The organism is Kiloniella sp. (assembly GCF_965205715.1).
GTDB lineage: Bacteria > Pseudomonadota > Alphaproteobacteria > Kiloniellales > Kiloniellaceae > Kiloniella.
On the sequence record NZ_CBDBHW010000013.1, the window covers coordinates 812,837 to 831,027 of the forward strand.

Genomic DNA, 18,191 nt, shown 5'->3' on the forward strand with positions numbered 1-18,191 from the left:
CTTAGCAATAATCGTGCGGTTTCTTGGTCTTTAGTGTAGATGTTAATAATAAATTTTAAATTTGAGAGGATGCCATCGTGCATAACAAGATAGATTTCACGACATGGTGGCATGAAGATCCTGGCGCTATTGGCTTTACCCATGCGATGAAGATGGATTTACTTCACAGTGAGCAGAGCCCCTTTCAAAAGATCGAGATCTTTGATCATAAGGATTTTGGTAGAGTGTTGGTTTTGGATGATCTCATCCAGGCTTCTGAAGCAGATGAGTTCATTTACCATGAAATGGCAGTCCACGTTCCGGTTCTTGGAAAAAAACGCGACAATATTCGGGCTTTGATTGTTGGTGGAGGGGATGGCGGATTACTCCGGGAACTTCTCGCACATGACAATGTTGAAAAAGTTGTTATGGCAGAAATTGATCGCCGGGTTATTGATCTGAGCAACGAATATCTCGGAATCAATGGTGATTATGATGATCCGCGTGTGGAACTCGTCTGTGATGATGCCGCGCGTTATGTCATGGAGGCTCTGGAAAGAAATGAGCAGTTTGACCTCATCTTTATGGATATTACTGAACCTGTAGGGCCATCTGCCAGTCTCTTTACTGAGGAATTTCTCGATAATTTGGTCGCTGTTCTAAAAGATGATGGTGTCTGTATTGATTCCGATAGTATTTTTATTGGAAAGGATCGGATCAGATTTCTCCAAGAGGCATCAAGTGAGGAAGAGCATAGCCTACTCGAGATTATGCGGAGTGGTCGTTTCTTCCCGCATTTGGATGTTTATCGCTCTATTGTGCCTATGTACCCTGGTGCCGAGTTCGGTTTTTTCCTCTACACAAAAGATGGGCATAGTTACGCTGAACCTCATAAGGAATATGATGGTAAACACTATAATGCGGCCGTGCATAAAGGGGCTTTTGCTTTGCCTAACTGGTGGAAGAACGAGTTAGGATTTGGGAAATAAAAGCCCACTTATAAAATTGATTTTACCTGAGTTTAGTGCTGCCATTGGAGTGTGATGTTATGGAGATTTATGTTGATGGTGATGCTTGCCCGGTGAAAGAGGAAGTGGTTAAGGTTGCGGAGCGACACAAGTTACAAGTTCACATGGTCAGTAATACATGGTTGAGATACGGTCGGCATCCCCTCGTGAATTCGGTAGTTGTCCCGGAAGAACCCGATGCTGCGGATGACTGGATTGCCGAACATATCCAAGCTGGGGACATCGCTATTACTGCAGACATACCTCTGGCCTCTCGTTGTGTGGGGGAGGGGGCCAAGGTATTGGACCCGAAGGGTAAGATCTTCACTGAGGACAGCATGGGGATGACCTTGGCTGTTCGTGACCTAATGACCAACTTACGAGAAGCAGGAGATGTTAAAAGTTACTCTCCTGCCTTCAGTAAGCAGGATCGATCTCGTTTCTTGTCTTCTCTCGATCAGCTTATCTGTAAAAAGTAGCGAGCTTTTCCCTGGCCAAAAGGCTGGATGGAGTAACTGGTCAGTATTAAGTCATAAAATCTGACAGATACGGAATACTCTGGTAATGCTAGATTATTGAAAACGTCGTGTCTGTATTTGAATGTCTTTCCTGCCAAGCAAAATATCCTGGAAGATTTTTACCCTTTGGCTTGCTTGCCTGGGCATTGGTTTGGCTTTTGTTCTTGCCGTGGTTCAATGGGTTGGTTTTGTTTCAGCAAGAGATCTTTCCAAAGTGGGAATAGACCGATTATCGCTCTATCACGGGACACTTCATTCTGCGCTTGAAAAGCACCGTTACCTTCCCTTTGTTCTCTCTAGAGATGAAGAGATTCAGGAACTTCTTAGTGTGCAGGATGGTCGCGAAGGCCTGGTTCTCGCCGTAAATCGTTCGCTAAATGCCACAAACCAAAAAGCTGAATCAGACGTGCTCTATGTTCTCAATAGCGAGGGAACAACATTGGCGGCATCAAACTGGTTGGAAGAGCGATCTTTTGTTGGTCATAACTATGCTTTTCGGCCTTATTACAAAGATGCAATTGAAGGTGGGGAGGTAGGCTTTTTTGCCGTTGGAGCGACGACCGGTGTTCCAGGCTTTTTTATGTCTCATGCTGTGATCAGCGAAACTGGGGTAAGTGGTGTAATCGTTGCCAAAGTTGATCTTCGCCCCTTACAGCAGCAGTGGCACGACGGTGGAGAGCATGTAATTGTCACTGATAACAATGGTGTAATCTTTCTTTCCAGTCGTGATGAATGGCGCTATCGAACCGTATCTCCGATCAGCGAAGCCTCCATGGCAAAAATTAGAACGGACAGGCAGTTTGCCGGGGCTGATCTTGACCCTTTAAAGCTGAAAAAATTAGATATCTTTGGCCGTGATGTTTTTGAAATCAATGGCGAACGCTATCTTGTCCTGACAAGGAATGCTGGAAAACCAGGGTGGAACATGCATTTCCTCACCCCCTTCAAGTTCATACGAGAAAAGCAGCAGACTACTTTGCTGATTGGTGTCGTATTGCTGGTTTTATTTCTTATGGGAGGATTGTTTCTACGTGAGCGGCGGCAAAAGTTAAGGTCCGCACAAAGGGCACGTGCGGCGGATCGCTATAAGGCAATAAACGAAATACTTCAGGTCGAGATTGATGAGCGAAAGCGTACCGAAGGGCAACTCCTTAAAACCCAAGCCGATTTGGTTCAAACAGGTAAGCTCGCTGCTCTAGGCCAGATGTCCGCGGCTATTGCTCATGAGATCAACCAGCCAATGGCAGCAATTCGAACCTTTACGGCGAGTGCACGATTACTCCTGGGGAAGGGGAAGCGTGAGCAGGTCGCTCAGTCCCTGGAAGAAATTTCCTTTCTGACAGAACGAATGGGGAAAATAACCGGAGAGCTAAAAACTTTTGCCCGAAAAGCACCTGTCGAATATCAGGTGGTCGACCTACGTGAGGCTTTGAACCGAGCTATCGCGTTGATGCAGACCGTATGTGAGCAAGAAGGTGTAACTGTTCAATTTCGGGACTTGGGTGATCTTGTTCCGGTAAATGGGGACATCATTCGGCTGGAGCAGGTATTTGTAAATCTGTTACGAAATGCAGCCGATGCCATAGAAGGCTGTGATGAGAAAAAAATCTTGGTAACTCTTCGAAGTATCAATGATTACGTGCTCGTTATCGTCGAAGATAACGGAACCGGGATTGAACCGGAAATCATGGACCAGTTATTCGATCCCTTTTTTACAACAAAAGATGTAGGCAAGGGGGTTGGTTTAGGATTGTCGATTTCTTATGGAATTGTAAAAGACTTCGGTGGAAATATTCACGTAGAAAATCTCGCAATTGGGGGAGCTAGGTTTGTTGTTGAATTCCCCTGTGCGCTAAAGAAATAAGCAATTGTCTAATTGAGAGTTAGAAGCCCTCACTTTTCATAATGATCTCCATCTGTTCGGTTGCGACATTGAGGCCGCCTTCGTGGTGATACCAAACAATCCTACCGTCGTTGTTAAGATCTTCGCCGATAAATAATGCTTCGGTCAGGGCTTTTAATGCTGTGGCGTGAGGTGCGGCTATACTTGCATCATTTGCAGCGATAATCTGAGTTGCTCGCTCTATAGCTCTTGCAGCCCGTTTAGCGGTATTACGCCCAACCGAAGAAACCATGATGCCGGAAACTCGGATGACGTCTGTGGCTCCGTCGGATTCTGTAGCAAGCTGTGCATGGGTGGCGACACCTTCAGCGGCCTTGTATAGCCCATACCCTTTTCCGGGCCCTTTGGTTTCTTTACTGGGGTCCAACGCATGAAGCACATGGCGGGCGTGTAATTGCATTGAATTGAGGTCATCGAGATTTGATGCTGCATAACCTGCGTGTGTTTTTGCAACTTCTGCTTCTGCAAGTGTGATTGGTAATAAACCCAGCCCATCAGGTGTATCTCCCCAATGTGTCATGACATGGCCTACGTGCGCTTGGGCTTCATTTGCGTGAACATGGTTTGTTGCTGTTATCAATAGCAAGCTCAGTGACAGAAAGGAGGAAGTTGCCTTTAGCTTGGAGTTTATGTTCATCAGGATTTCCGATCAGAAAGGGATCTATGGGTTTGTCGCATATATCGTAGTTATAATTACTATTATGGGGGCAAACATGTAATCAAAAGCACGTGATAGCCTCTTGGGTAACAAAACGGTTGCCCCTAGGTTCAGCAGAAAAACAATTCATTTAAAATCCTGCTGACACAATGTTGTCAGTAGGAGGGCGTTAAAAGATTACAACGTAAAATTTGACACTGTTCAGGGCGATCATGGAACCTTTCAAAGAAGTATTTAATCTCTCTACAATATCCGATTTGGCAGGCCATCTAGAGGTGCGGCTCTGTGGTTTTGATAAGGAGGGATTCATAGGTCTTGCGACAAAGAATATTCAAACACTTGAACTGAAACAGCGTTCAGAGCAGATTACCACTTCCTTGTATCAATATTTACCAAAGGACTTCTGTTGTGCGGCAGAGGTGTTACTTGGAAGCCTACGTCCGGAAGAAAACATTTCGATAAGCGATCAGGCTACGACAGATAAAGGGGTTGCCGGTTGGTTGGTGATGCCGATGTGCGATTACGTCGCTAAATATGGCCAAGATCATTTCCACCTTTCCATGGAACTGCTCAAGGAGATGACCAAGCGTTCAAGCTCTGAATTTGCGATCCGTAACTTTCTGATTTCTGCACCCAAAGAAACATTGGCAGAAGTTCTCTTGTGGGCTGAAGATGAAAATTATCACGTTCGGAGGTTGGCCTCAGAAGGTTCGAGACCGAGGCTTCCCTGGGCAATGCAATTACCGGACTTTATCGCAGACCCCACCCCCATTATTCCTTTGCTGGAGAAGCTAAAAGATGATCCGGAAGAGTATGTGCGGCGATCGGTGGCAAACAATCTAAACGATATCGCAAAAGATCATCCTGATTTGGTTGCGGAGATCGCGGATAAATGGATGAAGGATGCCTCAAAAGAGCGACAAAAGTTGGTGCGCCATGCTTGCCGAAGCCTCATTAAATCTGGGCATCAGGGATGCTTGGCAGCTCTTGGTTATGGAGAAGCTAAGGTTCAGTTGGAAGATTTTAGGGTGCTGACACCTGCTGTAACCTACGGCAAAGCTCTTGAATTCGAGATAACGATGAACTCAGATCAGGACGAGGATCAGGACTTGATCCTTGATTTTGTTGTGCATCATAAAAAGGCTAATGGTGGCATGACCCCAAAAGTATTTAAGTGGAAGACCTTTAATCTAGCAGCAGGCGAGAGCCATAAAGCTAAGAAAAGACACGCCATAAAGCCAATAACCACTCGGAAATATTACCCGGGATCCCACAAAATTGAGCTTGTAGCCAATGGGAAATCCCTTGGAATTAGAGACTTCGAACTGATCATGGATCCTGTTTGTGCATAAGGGGTTACTCTGCTGCTGAACGTGGCAGAGCTATTTCCCGCTCTCTGGCCATTTCAATGGCGATAGCATTTGTTGATCGACCCGTTTCCTTGGCGCGTTGGAAAATCACTCCCAGACTATCGCCAATAGCCTCTGTTTTCTGGCAGATATCGTCGTAGTTATAACCTTCGATCTCTGCGGCGACATCAATCAGTCCCCCGGCATTGATGACAAAGTCCGGGGCGTAGAGGATATCGCGTTTTTTGAGGTCTTCACCAATAGAGTTGTTTTCTAATTGGTTGTTGGCAGATCCTGCTATGATGTCAGCCTTTAGTATTTCCAGACACTCAGCGTTAATTGAACCACCAAAGGCACAGGGAGCAAAAACGTCTGCTTCGGCAGCGCATATCTCTTTGGGGGGGATTACTTGAGCGCCATAGTTCTCCTGGGCTTTTGTTAAAGCTCTCCGATCAATGTCAGATACAATCAAAGATGCACCGTCTTCGTAAAGTCTTTCGCAAAGGTGCATTCCGACTTTACCGATACCTTGAACCGCAATGGTTTTCCCATCGAGACTGTCATTGGCATAGCGATATTTACAAGCGGCCTTGATGCCAGCAAAAACGCCTAGACTGGTGATGACTGCGGGCTCGACAGTTTTGGCTCCGGCACCTACAACATTTGAACTGGTCTGGGAGAGAATTTTGAGATCCTCAAGATTGATGCCAATGTCCTCTGAGGTTTTGTAGGTTCCTTTGAGGCTGTCTACACAGTCGGCAAAAGCAGCCAGAAGCCTTGGCGTTTTATCCCTTTTGGGATCTCCTATGATAACGGCTTTGGCACCACCATAAGGAAGCTGTGCCATTGCTGATTTCAAGCTCATACCCTGGGAAAGATTTAAAGCATCACTCAAGGCTTCATCTTCTGTTGCGTAAGGGTACATGCGTGCGCCACCGATTGCGCAATTGGCTGTCCCCAAGCTATGGATGGCAATAATGGCGCGTAAGCCTGAGGGTTGATCGAAAAAATAATGAACTGCAGTGTGGTTTTTAAAATGGCTGTTATCAAAAATCGTCATTTTAAACACCCTCCTTTTCTATTTCTAGGAAATGAGTTGGCGGACGGATTTTGTTTTCTGGATTTTCAAAGGGGAATAAAAAGATACCAGACCCAAAATTTAGTAGATTGGGGATGGTTTTTACAATTGGGTTTTTATCGATCTCGACAGCAATAGGTGCTGTGAGGCCTTGGGCGTTCTGAGCCATGTGCTACTTCCCGTCAGATTCCTGACGTTCGGGGTGCACCTCCCTTTTTCTTTTAATTATACGCTAATTATGTGCTTATTTTCTGTCGAAAAAACGATGTTCATCGTAAGAACAAGCAACTTTGGGTGGATTGTGTATAATGATATGGCTTCTGAGGAGATTATTCCTGAAGCACAGTCATAAAAAAACCGGGCTTAGAAAACCCGGTTTTTTATCGGCATCTAATTTTTAGTGTGTAGTATGGTCTTTATTTGATCCATCCATTGGCTTCATAGCACCGCCTTTTTCGACGTGTACCATGATGTCCACAGAACCAGATTTTTCAAATGTCAGAGTAAGTGGGAACATTTCTCCTTCTTTTAACGGAGCGGAAAGTCCCATCATCATGATGTGAAACCCACCTGGTTTCAGTTCAACCATAGAGCCAGCCTTAACTGGAATCCCACCTTCAACCTGGCGCATTTTCATCACGCCATCGACCATTGTGTGAGAATGCAATTCAATGCGTTTTGCTGCGGTACCTTTTGCTGAAATAAGCGTGTCATCTTCAGAGCCCATGTTGTGGAGGGATAAAAACGATGCACCGTTTTTCACTTGTCCGAGGGTCGCGCGAGCCCAGGGTTTTTGAACCATAATTTCTCCAGCTTTAAAATCACTCGCGGTCGCGAGGGATGTGAGAGAAAAACCGATAAGGGTTGCTAGGGCTAAAAACAGTTTTTTCATGATAACCTCATAGTGTGAACCAGAGGCAATAGTGCCCTGGTCTGTCGTTTTATATTGAGTGTGGATTAGATAAAAATGGAGCGGTTATACCGCTGGGGGCGCTCTGGAAGCTGGGAGAGCATAACCTTGCGGGGGAAGGTTTTTATCCTGATCCGTTATGTGCCAAGCCAATAGCCCGATAAAGGAGTGGCGAGCTTCAATCAGGTTTGTGGCATGGCCCAAAGATAAAAAGCCGCCCATAATGCAATGATCACAATGATCGGCATAATTGGTCGAGGTAGCGTCATTGCTATCAGCAACAATTATAATGCCCGTTGGGGTGCAGATGAATTGGAGCGATTGTGTGATTTTCGGATTATTCTCAAAAGAGCTGCCATCTAATTGAGTTTGGGCAGATGCTGCATGAGATAATAAAACCGCTGAAATGAACGGTAGGAGCGTTTTTAAGCAAAGGGCGACGACTGAAAGAGCAGCGAGGCTACGTCGATCTTGATTAATCGTATAAGTCTTTCCCTTGTGCATATTGCGCTCAAGTATTGTCAAAGTGGTATTTGTTGCTTACCTCTTGGGTAGGGTTTTGGCAAGCTCTTCACCTGACTGAAGCTGGATTTCGGTCATCTTTGCGCGCAATTGTCGCAGATTTTGAGTGCTGTAGGCATTTCCCTGTTCCGATGCGACCTTGAACCAGGCATAAGCCTTAATTAAATTGGCTGTGACACCACGACCTCTTTCATATAAACGGCCAAGATTCCGCTGTGCAATTGGGTGGCCTTGAAGAGCTGCTTTTTGATACCAGTCTGCTGCTTTTGTATAATCCGGAACTTGGCCAAGCCCGTTTTTAAACATACTTGCCAAGCTGTTCTGTGCTGCTGGATCCCCTGCTTTGGCGGCGAGTTCAAGCCAGTGAGATGCGAGCTGGAAGTCTTGCCTGACGCCAATGCCATCTGCGTAATAGAGGCCCATATAGCTCTGGGCCTTGGTATTACCCTGCTTTGCCGCTTGAAGATACCAATAGGCAGACTGCTTATAATCTAGCTGACCTACTTTGCCCTCACGGTAAAGGTGCCCCATGTGGAGTTGAGCGATAGGGTCACCCTGTTTTGCAGATGTTTTGAATTCAGACAGGGCAGTACTGTAATTGCCACTTTCGTAGGCTGACAGGCCCGTTGGTGTGTCGGCTTGTACTTGCGTGGTAAATACGAGGCATAATAAAGGGATTGCAATACGATACATAAAACATTCCGTCATGGGATTAAGGTTTTTCAAAGTATAATCGCAGGGGCGAAAAGAATCACAGCAAAATATTTTGTGCTGTTGTCCGAAAGCATTTCATTCGGGCTTAGGCGCGGGAGTACGAATAAGCGGAGAATGTATTTTCAGTAATGAAGGGAGTGCTCTCACCCAATAGTTGGCGTTATGTTTTGAGGGCTAATTTATTCGGCGATTAGATATCAGGGGCAATGATGAGAATCTGATCATTGTCATGATAGAGCGTCATGCCGTTGGCAAATTGGCTGTAAGTCAAACCATTGACCTCTGTGCCAGAAGCTGTGATATGCGAATCTTCAACAACACCTGTTTCAATAAGGGGAGTATCTGTTTCGATTTTGAGAGGCTCATCACGCGCGAATAAAACCACCTCTCCCGCATCATCGGGAAGAAGGTCTGCTAGTTGCAGGACGAGATCATCGTCTGTTTCAAAAAAATCGCTCATAGGTTAAGTTTTAGTCCTTTATTTATTTCTATGCAACGATTTTTTCATAGTGATTCCAGTGACTTTTCTGTGTTCGCCACATTTCAGGAAGTTAATTTCCGCCTGATTCCAGTCGCAGAATCTAAAAAAAAACAAAGAAGTGAGAAAAATGGAGCTGCTTGATTGAAGCTAGTCGTTTTCAGAAGATAGATTTTTGCGCGCTAAGTGTTTGATAAGAATGTCGGATACTTGCTTTGTAAAAGGCTGGGGTCACAAAAATCTTTGCTACCAAACGATCTTTCTTTTATAAGCACTGAGAAATTGTGGATGGTCACATAAAAACCCCAGCACGGCAGACCCGAAAAATCGGGACAATAAAATATAAAAGTGACCATCTAATCAGGAATACGTCTAACCAGTAAATCTGGGTTAATCGTATGTCCGCGTCGTGTATGGGAAGGTAATAGCCAATGGCAAAATCAATGGCCCTAAATGGGCTCGCTCGCACCAAATTACTGTCGCGTTTAAAGACTGATGGTAAGTTCACGGTCGCCGCAAATCTGCGCGATGAACTCGAGGATCGTCTTGTCGCAATGCGTCAAGAGACGGTTAGTCATCCATTGGGTAATCCAGTACTTGAACTCGCACATGATTTATCTGAGCGACTAGCTTCAGGGCAGATCACAACAGATTCGCTCTCTCAATTGGTGCAGTTGGTGTCGGTCGAGGCTTTTGCCGATCGTGCTGAAAGAGTAGGTGAATATGTTGGCATCGCTGAAATTGATGAAAATAAGCAAAAGCTATCTTCTCTTTTCAAAAAAATAGCGAGTGATGATAAAGCGAAATCAGGTCTTGTCTCTTTTACAGAATATCAAGCACGAATAGAGCGTGAAGCATTCGGTATTGTTATCACAGCTCATCCTACTTTTGGTCTAACCAAAGAGCATTATCAGGCTTTGGCCCAATTAATCTCTAATGAAACGACCTCTGGTGGCGAATTATCTTCGGCAGAAATTGATACTCTCAGCGATTTAGTAATTGATCAGTCTCATGAACCGGATCAGACAATTGATTTGTTGGCTGAACACGCGCAGGCTCTTAAAGCGATTGAATCAATTCAGCAGGCCATGCGCGAGATTTATGATGTCGCTCTAAATGTTGCCTCTGATCTCTACCCTGAGAGCTGGACCGAACTATCTCCAAGAATACTCTCTGTTGCGAGTTGGGTCGGGTATGATTTGGACGGAAGAACCGATATTACCTGGGCAACGACACTGCATACTCGTATGAAAGTTCAAGTCGTACAGCTGCGTTATTATATCTCTGCCTTGAGCAAAATTATGTCTGAGTGCGAGACAGACCAGGACGAATTGGGCACCACACTGGCTCTGATGAAAAGCCGGATTACACTTGCGCTTCATGTTGCGGAAAAGGAAACTGGTTTCTTTGGAGAGACCGGAACTTCAGACGAAGCCCTTAAGGAAGTTTCCAGAACGATTGTTTCTGATGATGGTGCGCGGTTGGTTCATACCGTTGAATTGATCGAATCCCTTAACCGTGCCGTGAGCTTAACTGAAAATGACGCGCTTAAGCGTTCGCTCATAATCTTACGTTCAGAAATCGCGAACTATGGGCTTGCCAGCTCGCATATGCATGTACGGTTGAATTCTGCTCAACTCCACAATGCCATACGTAAGAGTATCGGCATGGAAGGGGAGCCTGATGATCCTGGCCGTCGCCGTGGTAATTTCCGGGCTCTTTCTAATTTATTGGACGAAGTCCAGCCTACGCGGATCAATTTTGGTTCTTTATCAGCAGAACATACGACGGCAAAACGTATGTTTATGTTGATCGCCCAGATTATTAAATATGTGGATGCATCGCGCCCAATTCGTTTCTTGATCGCTGAATGTGATACCCCTTTCACGATTCTTACCGCACTCTATTACGCAAAACTCTTTGGTATTGATGATCTTCTCGATATCTCGCCTTTGTTTGAGACAGGTACCGCGTTGGAGCGTGGTAGTGAGGTTATTGCCGAGCTGTTGGATAACGATCACTACCGTGCCTATGTGCAAAAACGCGGGCGTCTTTGCATTCAAACAGGGTTTTCTGACGCTGGTCGTTATTTGGGGCAGGTATCAGCTTCTTTGGCGATTGAACGCCTGCACATGAAGTTGGCAAGGCTTCTTGCCGATCAAAAATTAACCAATGTTGAGGTTGTTATATTTGATACCCATGGTGAATCCATGGGGCGTGGCGCCCATCCCGTGAGCTTTCAGGATCGCCTGAAGTATGTTTCTTCGCCAATGACACGTTCGTTGTTTGCGAAAAACTCAATCCCTTTGAAACAAGAAGTCAGTTTCCAGGGCGGTGATGGTTATCTCTATTTTGGGACGCCAAAACTTGCGCTGACGACTGTGACGAGATTACTCGAGCATGCGCTTGGCACTCCCGAAGTGGATGAGAATGATCCCTTTTATACCAACACGGATTATTCGCTCGATTTCTTCCTGACGTTGAAGGATTTTCATGAAACGACGCTCGAAAACAAGGATTATGCCGCGTTACTAGGGTCTTTCAGCACCAATTTGTTGTATCAAACAGGATCTCGTAAGAGTAAACGCCAGCACGACAAGCTTCACGGTGTTGATCGTGGGCATCCATCTCAAATTCGGGCGATCCCGCACAATGCCATCTTACAGCAGCTGGGGTATCTGGCGAATACGGCTGGTGGCTTTGGAACCGCGATATCACGTGATCTCGATGCTTTTGTTAAGCTTCATGGTGAATCAGATCGGGTCCGTCGATTTATGGACATGGTTTCTTATGCCAAAGGGCTTAGCAGTTTGAACACCCCAGAGGCTTATGCTGCTTTGTTCAATCCGCGTTACTGGTTGGCAAAGGCCTACGCCGTTAAGCACACAGAGAGAGCCCGTGACCAGTTGAGACTTTCTAATCTGGTTGGAGTTACCGAGCGTTATGACGGTATGAGCCGTATGCTTCAAACCTACCGGGAAGATGCTATCCATCTCCATAGCGGGCTTGATGCTTTAACTGCAGATGGTCAGGAGAAAGTCTTCCCCTTTGATACCCGTCGACGTATCAACCTGATAATTTTGCATATCGTTCGCCTCTGTTTGATCCAGGAAATTTTCTTGTTATCAATGAGAATTCCTCCCTTTGCGAATAGAGATGATTTGACCCTGGATGATGTCGTGCAAGATATCCTCGCCATGGAAATCCCTGCCGCATTGGAAGAGCTAAAAGCGACCTTCCCGGTTCATGAGGGGCAAACAACGTTCACTGCCAAGGACTATGGTGAGCCGAGTGATTATAGTGATGTTGAGACCCGTGATTACACGGAGGAGCATCAAAAGATCTTTGCGCCAATTGAAGAGCTTTATGACATTTGTCGTCGGGTATCGGTCGGGATATCCAATAGTATCGGTGCTCATGGTTAGGATATTATTCGGTGGTTTAACTTGAACACTTAATTCATGCTACTAAATGTGTCTTGGAACGCATTTAGTAGCAGTTAAGTAATTCAAAGGGGGTGGGCGTGATTGAAGATGTTTTAAACTTCTGGTTTGCAGAAGGCATGGACAAAAAATGGTTCTTCAAGGATCCTGCTTTCGATAAGGAAGTCGAAAAAAGGTTATTGCCCTTATACGACAAAGCCAGCCGTGGCGAATTGAAGGACTGGGAGAATAGCGTCCAGGGTTGCCTCGCCCTTTGTATTCTTCTCGATCAAGTTCCAAGAAATATGTTTAGAAATGATCCGAAAACCTTTGCGACGGATACAGTTGCATTAAATGTAGCGCAAATTGTCGTTGATAAAGGTTGGGATAAATCTCTGAGCGAGCAGGAACGCGTTTTTCTTTATCTTCCTTTTGAGCATAGCGAAGAGCTATCCCATCAGGAAAAATCTCTCGAGCTCTACCGTGAGTTAGGCGAAAAATCCGATTGGTACGTCTATGCCGAAAAACATGAGGTTATCGTCAGGCGTTTTGGTCGGTTCCCTCACCGAAATGAAGTGCTGGGTCGAGAAAGCACACCAGAAGAAATCGAATTTCTAAAACAACCTGGCTCGTCCTTTTAGGGTGGTGGTTCTCTCGCCCATTACCCGAGAATAATATTAAAGATCCCGGTTAACTCCTTATTTGTTGTTGGCATAAGGTCGATGATTAGGCTTGAGCGTATTTTCGGATCTCTCACCGATTGCAAAATGCTATCTTGGGCATTCAGTTTTTCATTTGAAAAATACATTTGAGTGGTTAGTGCCTCAAAACCTGGTCCATGTATTTTGAAATGAATGTGAGGCGTTCGTTGAAAAAGGGAATTTCCATAACTTCCGGGCTTTATTGTTCGAAAACTGTATCCGCCTGATAAATCGGAAGAGAAATTACCATATCCCTGAAAATTAGGATCCAGTTTTCTGTCTGATTGATCCGCAGGATGATTGTAACGCCCCCAATGGTTTGCCTGCCAAATCTCAACAATTGCATTGGGGATAGGTTGGCCAGTTATATCTTGTACCTGACCTTGAAGGTTTAGGCTCTTCTCCGCTTTGTTGAGTAGATTTAGGATTTCAAATAGAGCATAGATTGATTATCTGGAATGGATGATTGTCTAATTTTGAGTTTGAAGTATTCGGTATCCTTGATGCCTCTGGCTCGCTTACGGATCATTCCTATACTGACATTACCAGCCTCTATCCTGGCGCTTGTGAGCTTGTGTTTGGCGTAGTTGCAGATGCCCACACAATGTTTCCGTAGGGATTTCGCGAACTTTTTTAGATAGAGCATCTGTGACTGATCTGCTATCAGGCACCAACGTTCCAGTTGCTCCGCCATCGCCTCAAATGAAGCGGCACTCCACAGCAGCTGAAGCTGTTCTTTCAAGACGTAAAGTGCATTCAGGTTGCTATTGCTCTCCAGCAACCTTTGCAGCTTGTCACTTTGTTTTTCACTCAACTTATCCGCATTTTTGAGCAACAGATAATGCGTCCCTTTCATCAACTCTTTACCACTTGGATCGGCCTTTCTGAACTCAAGTCGACGCTGATTATGGATAGCTTTGCTGTAGTTTTTCATGACGTGGAAACGGTCAAATACTATGTCGGCCAACGGCAAGGACTCTCTGACAGCCTTTTGGTAGGCAGGCCCCATATCCATCGCTACGGCCTTTATTTTGCAGGCTGTATCTGGTTGCAGTTGTTTCAAAAACCTTGAAAAAACCTCGGCAGTTCGGCCTGCTTCAACCCAGATCAGATGACCGCCAACCATATCGTAGACCACCGTCATGTAGTCATGACCTTTCGCCCGGGCAACTTCATCTACACCAATATATTCCAAGCCAGTTAGCTCTGCAGGATCAAGCGTAGGGAGAGTTTCAATAAGGTATGCCCTGTCGATATTCTTGACCGTTTCCCATCGTATATCCAAATGTCTGGAAACCGCTTGAATAGACATATGCCGACATAATCCACTGATCAGTCGGCAAAATCGGTGAGTGAAACGGCACCCTTTATCAACAAAATCACACCCCTCAATGCGGCGTTCGCCCTTGTTAATATAAACCTGCGCCAGCTCAATCTCGACCACACAAGGATACCCAAAAAGGGGGATGTCGTTTACTTGTCGGCGGACATGCTGGTTGATGCTTCCCTTCTGGCCTGTAGCAGGGTCTATAGCCCTCCTACGCGCGTCTCGGCTGCAGTGAATGACAATCTTAACACCGCCGTCATCCAGTTTAATTTCATTTACACGTTGCCCTTTGAGGCCTAAAATATGCTGCGAGATGTTGATTGTCATATACCTGCTCTATGTAAAGTTATCAGAAACCATACATATCAACAGGTTACTTGGAGGTCGGCATCTTTTTCTACTCAACAAAGCGGAGAAGAGCCAAGGTTTATTATGGTTCCTGTTGCCTTCTTTCCAGCAAGATCGAGCAGGTTGTTGTCTGTTTCAGAGGGAAGAGGGCGCGGGTAAAAAGGACCTGCGGTTTGTTGTGGCGTGCGTAACGCAGCAGCGGCAAGTGGTTGAGAGCCAATAAGACCGCTGGCTATGCTTAATAGAGCTTTTCGCCGTGAAATGAGTTTTCTCATCATATACACCCCAAGATCTCATAGGTGATTTAGAGATTAACATGGATGGTGCGTTGATTTTATATCTCACAGTAATTTGATGGTGTTCAAAATATTCAGGGCGGAACTTGAGAGTTCCGCCCTGTCAAAGATAACGTAACGCTGATTATCTGTTGTGCGGATCGTTGAAGTCAATGTCAGGCCCCGAAGGGATGATACCTGTTGGGTTGATGGTTCCGTGACTGCCGTAATAGTGTGCCTTGATGTGTGGAATGTTAACCGTTTCAGCAACACCCGGATACTGATAAAGCTCTCGGGTTAAGGCCCAAAGGTTCGGGTAGTCGACAAGGCGTTTTTTGTTACACTTAAAATGACCGTGGTAAACCGGATCAAATCGCAAGAGGGTCGTGAACAATCGCCAATCGGCTTCGGTGAGTTGATCCCCTGCAATATATTTCTGTGTATTAAGCAAGCCTTCCAGGCTGTCCAAAGCATCAAAAAGGGCTTCGTAGGCTTCTTCATAAGCTGCTTGAGTTGTCGCAAAGCCGCTTTTGTAAACACCATTATTAATCTTGTGATAAACCAGCTCATTCACGCTATCAATGGCGTCTCTTTGCGCGACGGGATAAAAATCTGGAATATCATATTTGGCAAAGGCATCGAAGGAGCTGTTGAACATGCGAATGATCTCAGAGGATTCATTGCTGATAATTGTTTGTTCTTTTTTATCCCAGAGTACAGGTACTGTCACTCTCCCGGTATAGTGGGGATCGGCCTTGGTATAGATCTGGTGTAGATATTCTGAGCCAAAGATATGGTCCTCTGTAGAGCCCAGGTCACCGGGCCGGAACTCCCAACCGTTCTCTTTCATTTCCCAATGCACCACAGATACAGTTATGGCGTCGTCCAGGCCCTTTAAATGCCTGAAAATCAGAGTTCTGTGTGCCCAAGGACAGGCTAGATTGACGTAGAGATGATAGCGTCCACTTTCGGCGGGGTAACCCTTTTCGCCGTTTGGGCCGTCGGATCCATCTGCAGTGATCCAATTTCTGAATTGAGCATCCTTGCGCTGAAACTTACCATCACTACTTTTTGTATCGTACCAGACATCATGCCATTTACCGTCAACGAGCTTACCCATTGGTTTGTTCCTTTTCTAATTATTGTACTGTATCAGGCAGATCTGCAAAAATGAGTTCTGCAGGGCTGAGGGCCTTGATATCTAAGTTGTTCTCCAAAGCAATCATCGCACCATCTCTTTCATCAAGCCGCTGGCCATTAAGCTCTATTGAGCCTGAAGAGACGACGAGATAACCCAGTCTATTTTTATCCATGGGTTGGGTGATTTCTTCCCCCTCCAAAAGATGTGTGCCATAGAGCGTGGCGTCTTGGTTGATGCGTAAGGCTTCGGAGTGCTTTTTCTGGCCAGAAGCCAGAGGCAGGAACCCACCCTTGTACGCCTCTTGGGAGAAGGTTTTTTGATCCCAATGAGGTTGTAGGTATGTCTCAGAAGGGTGGATCCAAATTTGATAAAGCCCGGTTATTTCCGCTTCATGATTATATTCACTATGCAGAATGCCTTTACCGGCCGTCATGACCTGAATGTCACCCGCAGGGGTCTTGCCTTTGTTTGACAAGTGGTCTTCGTGGGAAATCGCGCCATAACGAACATAGGTTATGATTTCCATATTCCGGTGGCCGTGCATTGGAAATCCGCCCCCAGGCTGGATCTCGTCATCATTCCACACAAGAAGAGGACCAATACCTGTGCGGTTGGGGTCCATATAGTTTGCAAAGCTAAAATGATAGTGGGCATTCAACCATTCATTTTGAAATCGCCCCAAGCTTTTAAATGGCCGGATATCAATCATTTGGATCTCCTGTAATAAACGAATAACGACTACTCATTCAAAGATAGTTATGTCACACTAAGATGATAATCCGTGATTTTGGAATAATATTGTTTCCTTCAGGAAACAGTTGGAAAGGTGTTCGACCCGGATGAATTTAAATGAAATGGCGATATTTGCGACCGTCGTTGAAAATGAGAGCTTCACAGCCTCTGCTAAACTCTTGGGCGTCAGTAAATCTGCGGTCTCGAAGCAGGTCAGTCGTTTAGAGGATCGACTTGGAATAAGACTATTGAATAGAACTACCCGGCGGCTTTCTTTAACAGAGGCTGGAGCAGTCTTCTTTGAGAAGTGTCAGACGGTGATTGCAGTTGCAGAACAGGCTGAACAGGCGGTTTCTCGTTTATCAAATGTACCCCGGGGATTATTGAAAATTAATGCGCCAATGTCATTTGGCATAAAACGTATGGCACCTTTGATGTCAGCGTTTCGAGAGCAATACCCGGAAGTGGCAGTAGATTTAATCTTAAATGATCAGGTTGTTGATCTTGTCGACGAGGGATTTGATGTCGGGATTAGGATTGGCCGTTTGATGGATTCACGGCTTATCGCCAAAAAAGTTACAAATTGCGGCATGGCCCTGGTTGCTTCTCCGTCTCTCTTTAAAGAGACCAAAATACCCGTCGTTCCCGCTGAACTTTCAGCGTTGAATTTTCTCAATTATTCGTACGTTTCCCGAGCTTCCGGATTAAAGTTGGTTGGACACGATGGTACGGTTAATGTCCCTCTGAAGGCAGATTTTTCAGCCAATAACGGTGACTTCATTCTTTCTGCTGTAGAGCAGGGTATGGGTTTTGCCTGTATGCCGACTTTTATTTGTGGGGATTTGATTAGAGAAGGCCGACTAGTGAAAATTCTCCCCGAATGGGAAATCGATAATGATCATGCCATATATGTGGTCTATCCTGTTACGCGTAATCTTCCTCCGAAAGCTCGGGTGTTTATTGATTTTATGGCAAAATTTTATCAAGGTATCCCTGAATGGGATCAATAAGGCTTGAAAACGAAGATCTAATTAAAATACTATTTTAAACGTTTCTTACTTTGACAGCTCGATAATTCGTGATATCGAGAATAGGTAATTCGTTAATAGCTAAAATTTAGGCATTATTA

The 18,191-nt window shown here is 45.3% G+C and carries 19 protein-coding genes; 8 read left to right on the forward strand and 11 right to left on the reverse strand.

Annotated features, from left to right (window positions below; translation table 11 throughout):
- The first annotated feature begins 77 nt into the window (after positions 1-77).
- From ACOGW3_RS15175 to ACOGW3_RS15185, 3 genes are all read left to right on the forward strand, one after another.
- The gene (locus ACOGW3_RS15175) at positions 78-968 is read left to right on the forward strand and encodes a fused MFS/spermidine synthase (protein WP_419903753.1); all 891 of its coding nucleotides are present in this window, start codon (positions 78-80) and stop codon (positions 966-968) included.
- A gap of 59 nt (positions 969-1,027) precedes the next feature.
- On the forward strand, positions 1,028-1,465 hold the full coding sequence (locus tag ACOGW3_RS15180; RefSeq protein ID WP_419903754.1) for a YaiI/YqxD family protein: 438 nt from the start codon (positions 1,028-1,030) through the stop codon (positions 1,463-1,465).
- Between the two features lie 190 nt (positions 1,466-1,655).
- The gene (locus tag ACOGW3_RS15185) at positions 1,656-3,368 is read left to right on the forward strand and encodes a sensor histidine kinase (protein ID WP_419903755.1); all 1,713 of its coding nucleotides are present in this window, start codon (positions 1,656-1,658) and stop codon (positions 3,366-3,368) included.
- A gap of 19 nt (positions 3,369-3,387) precedes the next feature.
- On the opposite strand, the gene ACOGW3_RS15190 is transcribed toward ACOGW3_RS15185, so the two are convergent.
- Positions 3,388-4,044 (reverse strand): hypothetical protein, encoded by a 657-nt coding sequence (locus ACOGW3_RS15190; RefSeq protein WP_419903756.1) that lies wholly within the window; start codon positions 4,042-4,044, stop codon positions 3,388-3,390.
- A gap of 233 nt (positions 4,045-4,277) precedes the next feature.
- Here ACOGW3_RS15190 and ACOGW3_RS15195 point away from each other — a divergent pair, with 233 nt between their 5' ends.
- Positions 4,278-5,417 carry a DNA alkylation repair protein gene (locus ACOGW3_RS15195; protein WP_419903757.1) on the forward strand — a complete coding sequence of 380 codons (1,140 nt, stop codon included), beginning with the start codon at positions 4,278-4,280 and terminating at the stop codon, positions 5,415-5,417.
- Positions 5,418-5,421: 4 nt separating this feature from the next.
- On the opposite strand, the gene ACOGW3_RS15200 is transcribed toward ACOGW3_RS15195, so the two are convergent.
- The 6 genes from ACOGW3_RS15200 to ACOGW3_RS15225 form a co-directional block, all read right to left on the reverse strand.
- On the reverse strand, positions 5,422-6,474 hold the full coding sequence (locus ACOGW3_RS15200) for a Glu/Leu/Phe/Val dehydrogenase dimerization domain-containing protein (RefSeq protein ID WP_419903758.1): 1,053 nt from the start codon (positions 6,472-6,474) through the stop codon (positions 5,422-5,424).
- Between the two features lies 1 nt (position 6,475).
- Positions 6,476-6,661 (reverse strand): hypothetical protein, encoded by a 186-nt coding sequence (locus ACOGW3_RS15205; protein WP_419903759.1) that lies wholly within the window; start codon positions 6,659-6,661, stop codon positions 6,476-6,478.
- 228 nt (positions 6,662-6,889) lie between these two features.
- A complete protein-coding gene (locus tag ACOGW3_RS15210; protein ID WP_419903760.1) occupies positions 6,890-7,384 on the reverse strand; it encodes a copper chaperone PCu(A)C in 495 nt (164 codons plus the stop codon).
- Between the two features lie 84 nt (positions 7,385-7,468).
- On the reverse strand, positions 7,469-7,927 hold the full coding sequence (locus ACOGW3_RS15215) for a hypothetical protein (protein WP_419903761.1): 459 nt from the start codon (positions 7,925-7,927) through the stop codon (positions 7,469-7,471).
- 15 nt (positions 7,928-7,942) lie between these two features.
- Positions 7,943-8,617 (reverse strand): tetratricopeptide repeat protein, encoded by a 675-nt coding sequence (locus ACOGW3_RS15220; protein WP_419903762.1) that lies wholly within the window; start codon positions 8,615-8,617, stop codon positions 7,943-7,945.
- Positions 8,618-8,828: 211 nt separating this feature from the next.
- Complete coding sequence (locus ACOGW3_RS15225; RefSeq protein ID WP_419903763.1) at positions 8,829-9,098, reverse strand: hypothetical protein; 270 nt, start codon at positions 9,096-9,098, stop codon at positions 8,829-8,831.
- 449 nt (positions 9,099-9,547) lie between these two features.
- Between ACOGW3_RS15225 and ACOGW3_RS15230 the strand changes: the two genes are divergently transcribed.
- Both ACOGW3_RS15230 and ACOGW3_RS15235 read left to right on the forward strand, forming a co-directional pair.
- Positions 9,548-12,541, forward strand: a complete 2,994-nt coding sequence (locus ACOGW3_RS15230; protein ID WP_419903764.1) for a phosphoenolpyruvate carboxylase — start codon at positions 9,548-9,550, stop codon at positions 12,539-12,541.
- A gap of 98 nt (positions 12,542-12,639) precedes the next feature.
- Positions 12,640-13,179, forward strand: coding sequence for a DUF924 family protein (locus ACOGW3_RS15235; protein WP_419903765.1), 540 nt, complete (start codon positions 12,640-12,642; stop codon positions 13,177-13,179).
- A gap of 20 nt (positions 13,180-13,199) precedes the next feature.
- Here ACOGW3_RS15235 and ACOGW3_RS15240 read toward each other — a convergent pair whose 3' ends face one another.
- Both ACOGW3_RS15240 and ACOGW3_RS15245 read right to left on the reverse strand, forming a co-directional pair.
- Positions 13,200-13,685: a protocatechuate 3,4-dioxygenase gene (locus ACOGW3_RS15240; RefSeq protein ID WP_419904066.1), complete on the reverse strand. Its 486-nt coding sequence runs from the start codon at positions 13,683-13,685 to the stop codon at positions 13,200-13,202.
- Positions 13,661-14,893 carry an ISL3 family transposase gene (locus ACOGW3_RS15245; RefSeq protein WP_419901077.1) on the reverse strand — a complete coding sequence of 411 codons (1,233 nt, stop codon included), beginning with the start codon at positions 14,891-14,893 and terminating at the stop codon, positions 13,661-13,663. The genes ACOGW3_RS15240 and ACOGW3_RS15245 overlap by 25 nt, the downstream gene beginning before the upstream one ends.
- Between ACOGW3_RS15245 and ACOGW3_RS15250 the strand changes: the two genes are divergently transcribed.
- Complete coding sequence (locus ACOGW3_RS15250) at positions 14,880-15,137, forward strand: hypothetical protein (RefSeq protein WP_419903766.1); 258 nt, start codon at positions 14,880-14,882, stop codon at positions 15,135-15,137. The genes ACOGW3_RS15245 and ACOGW3_RS15250 overlap by 14 nt on opposite strands.
- Before the next feature lie 197 nt (positions 15,138-15,334).
- Here the strand turns inward: ACOGW3_RS15250 and ACOGW3_RS15255 are convergent, their stop codons facing one another.
- Both ACOGW3_RS15255 and ACOGW3_RS15260 read right to left on the reverse strand, forming a co-directional pair.
- Positions 15,335-16,309, reverse strand: a complete 975-nt coding sequence (locus ACOGW3_RS15255; RefSeq protein WP_419903767.1) for a glutathione S-transferase family protein — start codon at positions 16,307-16,309, stop codon at positions 15,335-15,337.
- Positions 16,310-16,328: 19 nt separating this feature from the next.
- Complete coding sequence (locus tag ACOGW3_RS15260) at positions 16,329-17,039, reverse strand: pirin family protein (RefSeq protein ID WP_419903768.1); 711 nt, start codon at positions 17,037-17,039, stop codon at positions 16,329-16,331.
- Positions 17,040-17,169: 130 nt separating this feature from the next.
- On the opposite strand from ACOGW3_RS15260, the gene ACOGW3_RS15265 reads away from it, so the two are divergent.
- Positions 17,170-18,072, forward strand: a complete 903-nt coding sequence (locus tag ACOGW3_RS15265; RefSeq protein WP_419903769.1) for a LysR family transcriptional regulator — start codon at positions 17,170-17,172, stop codon at positions 18,070-18,072.
- Positions 18,073-18,191: the final 119 nt, after the last annotated feature.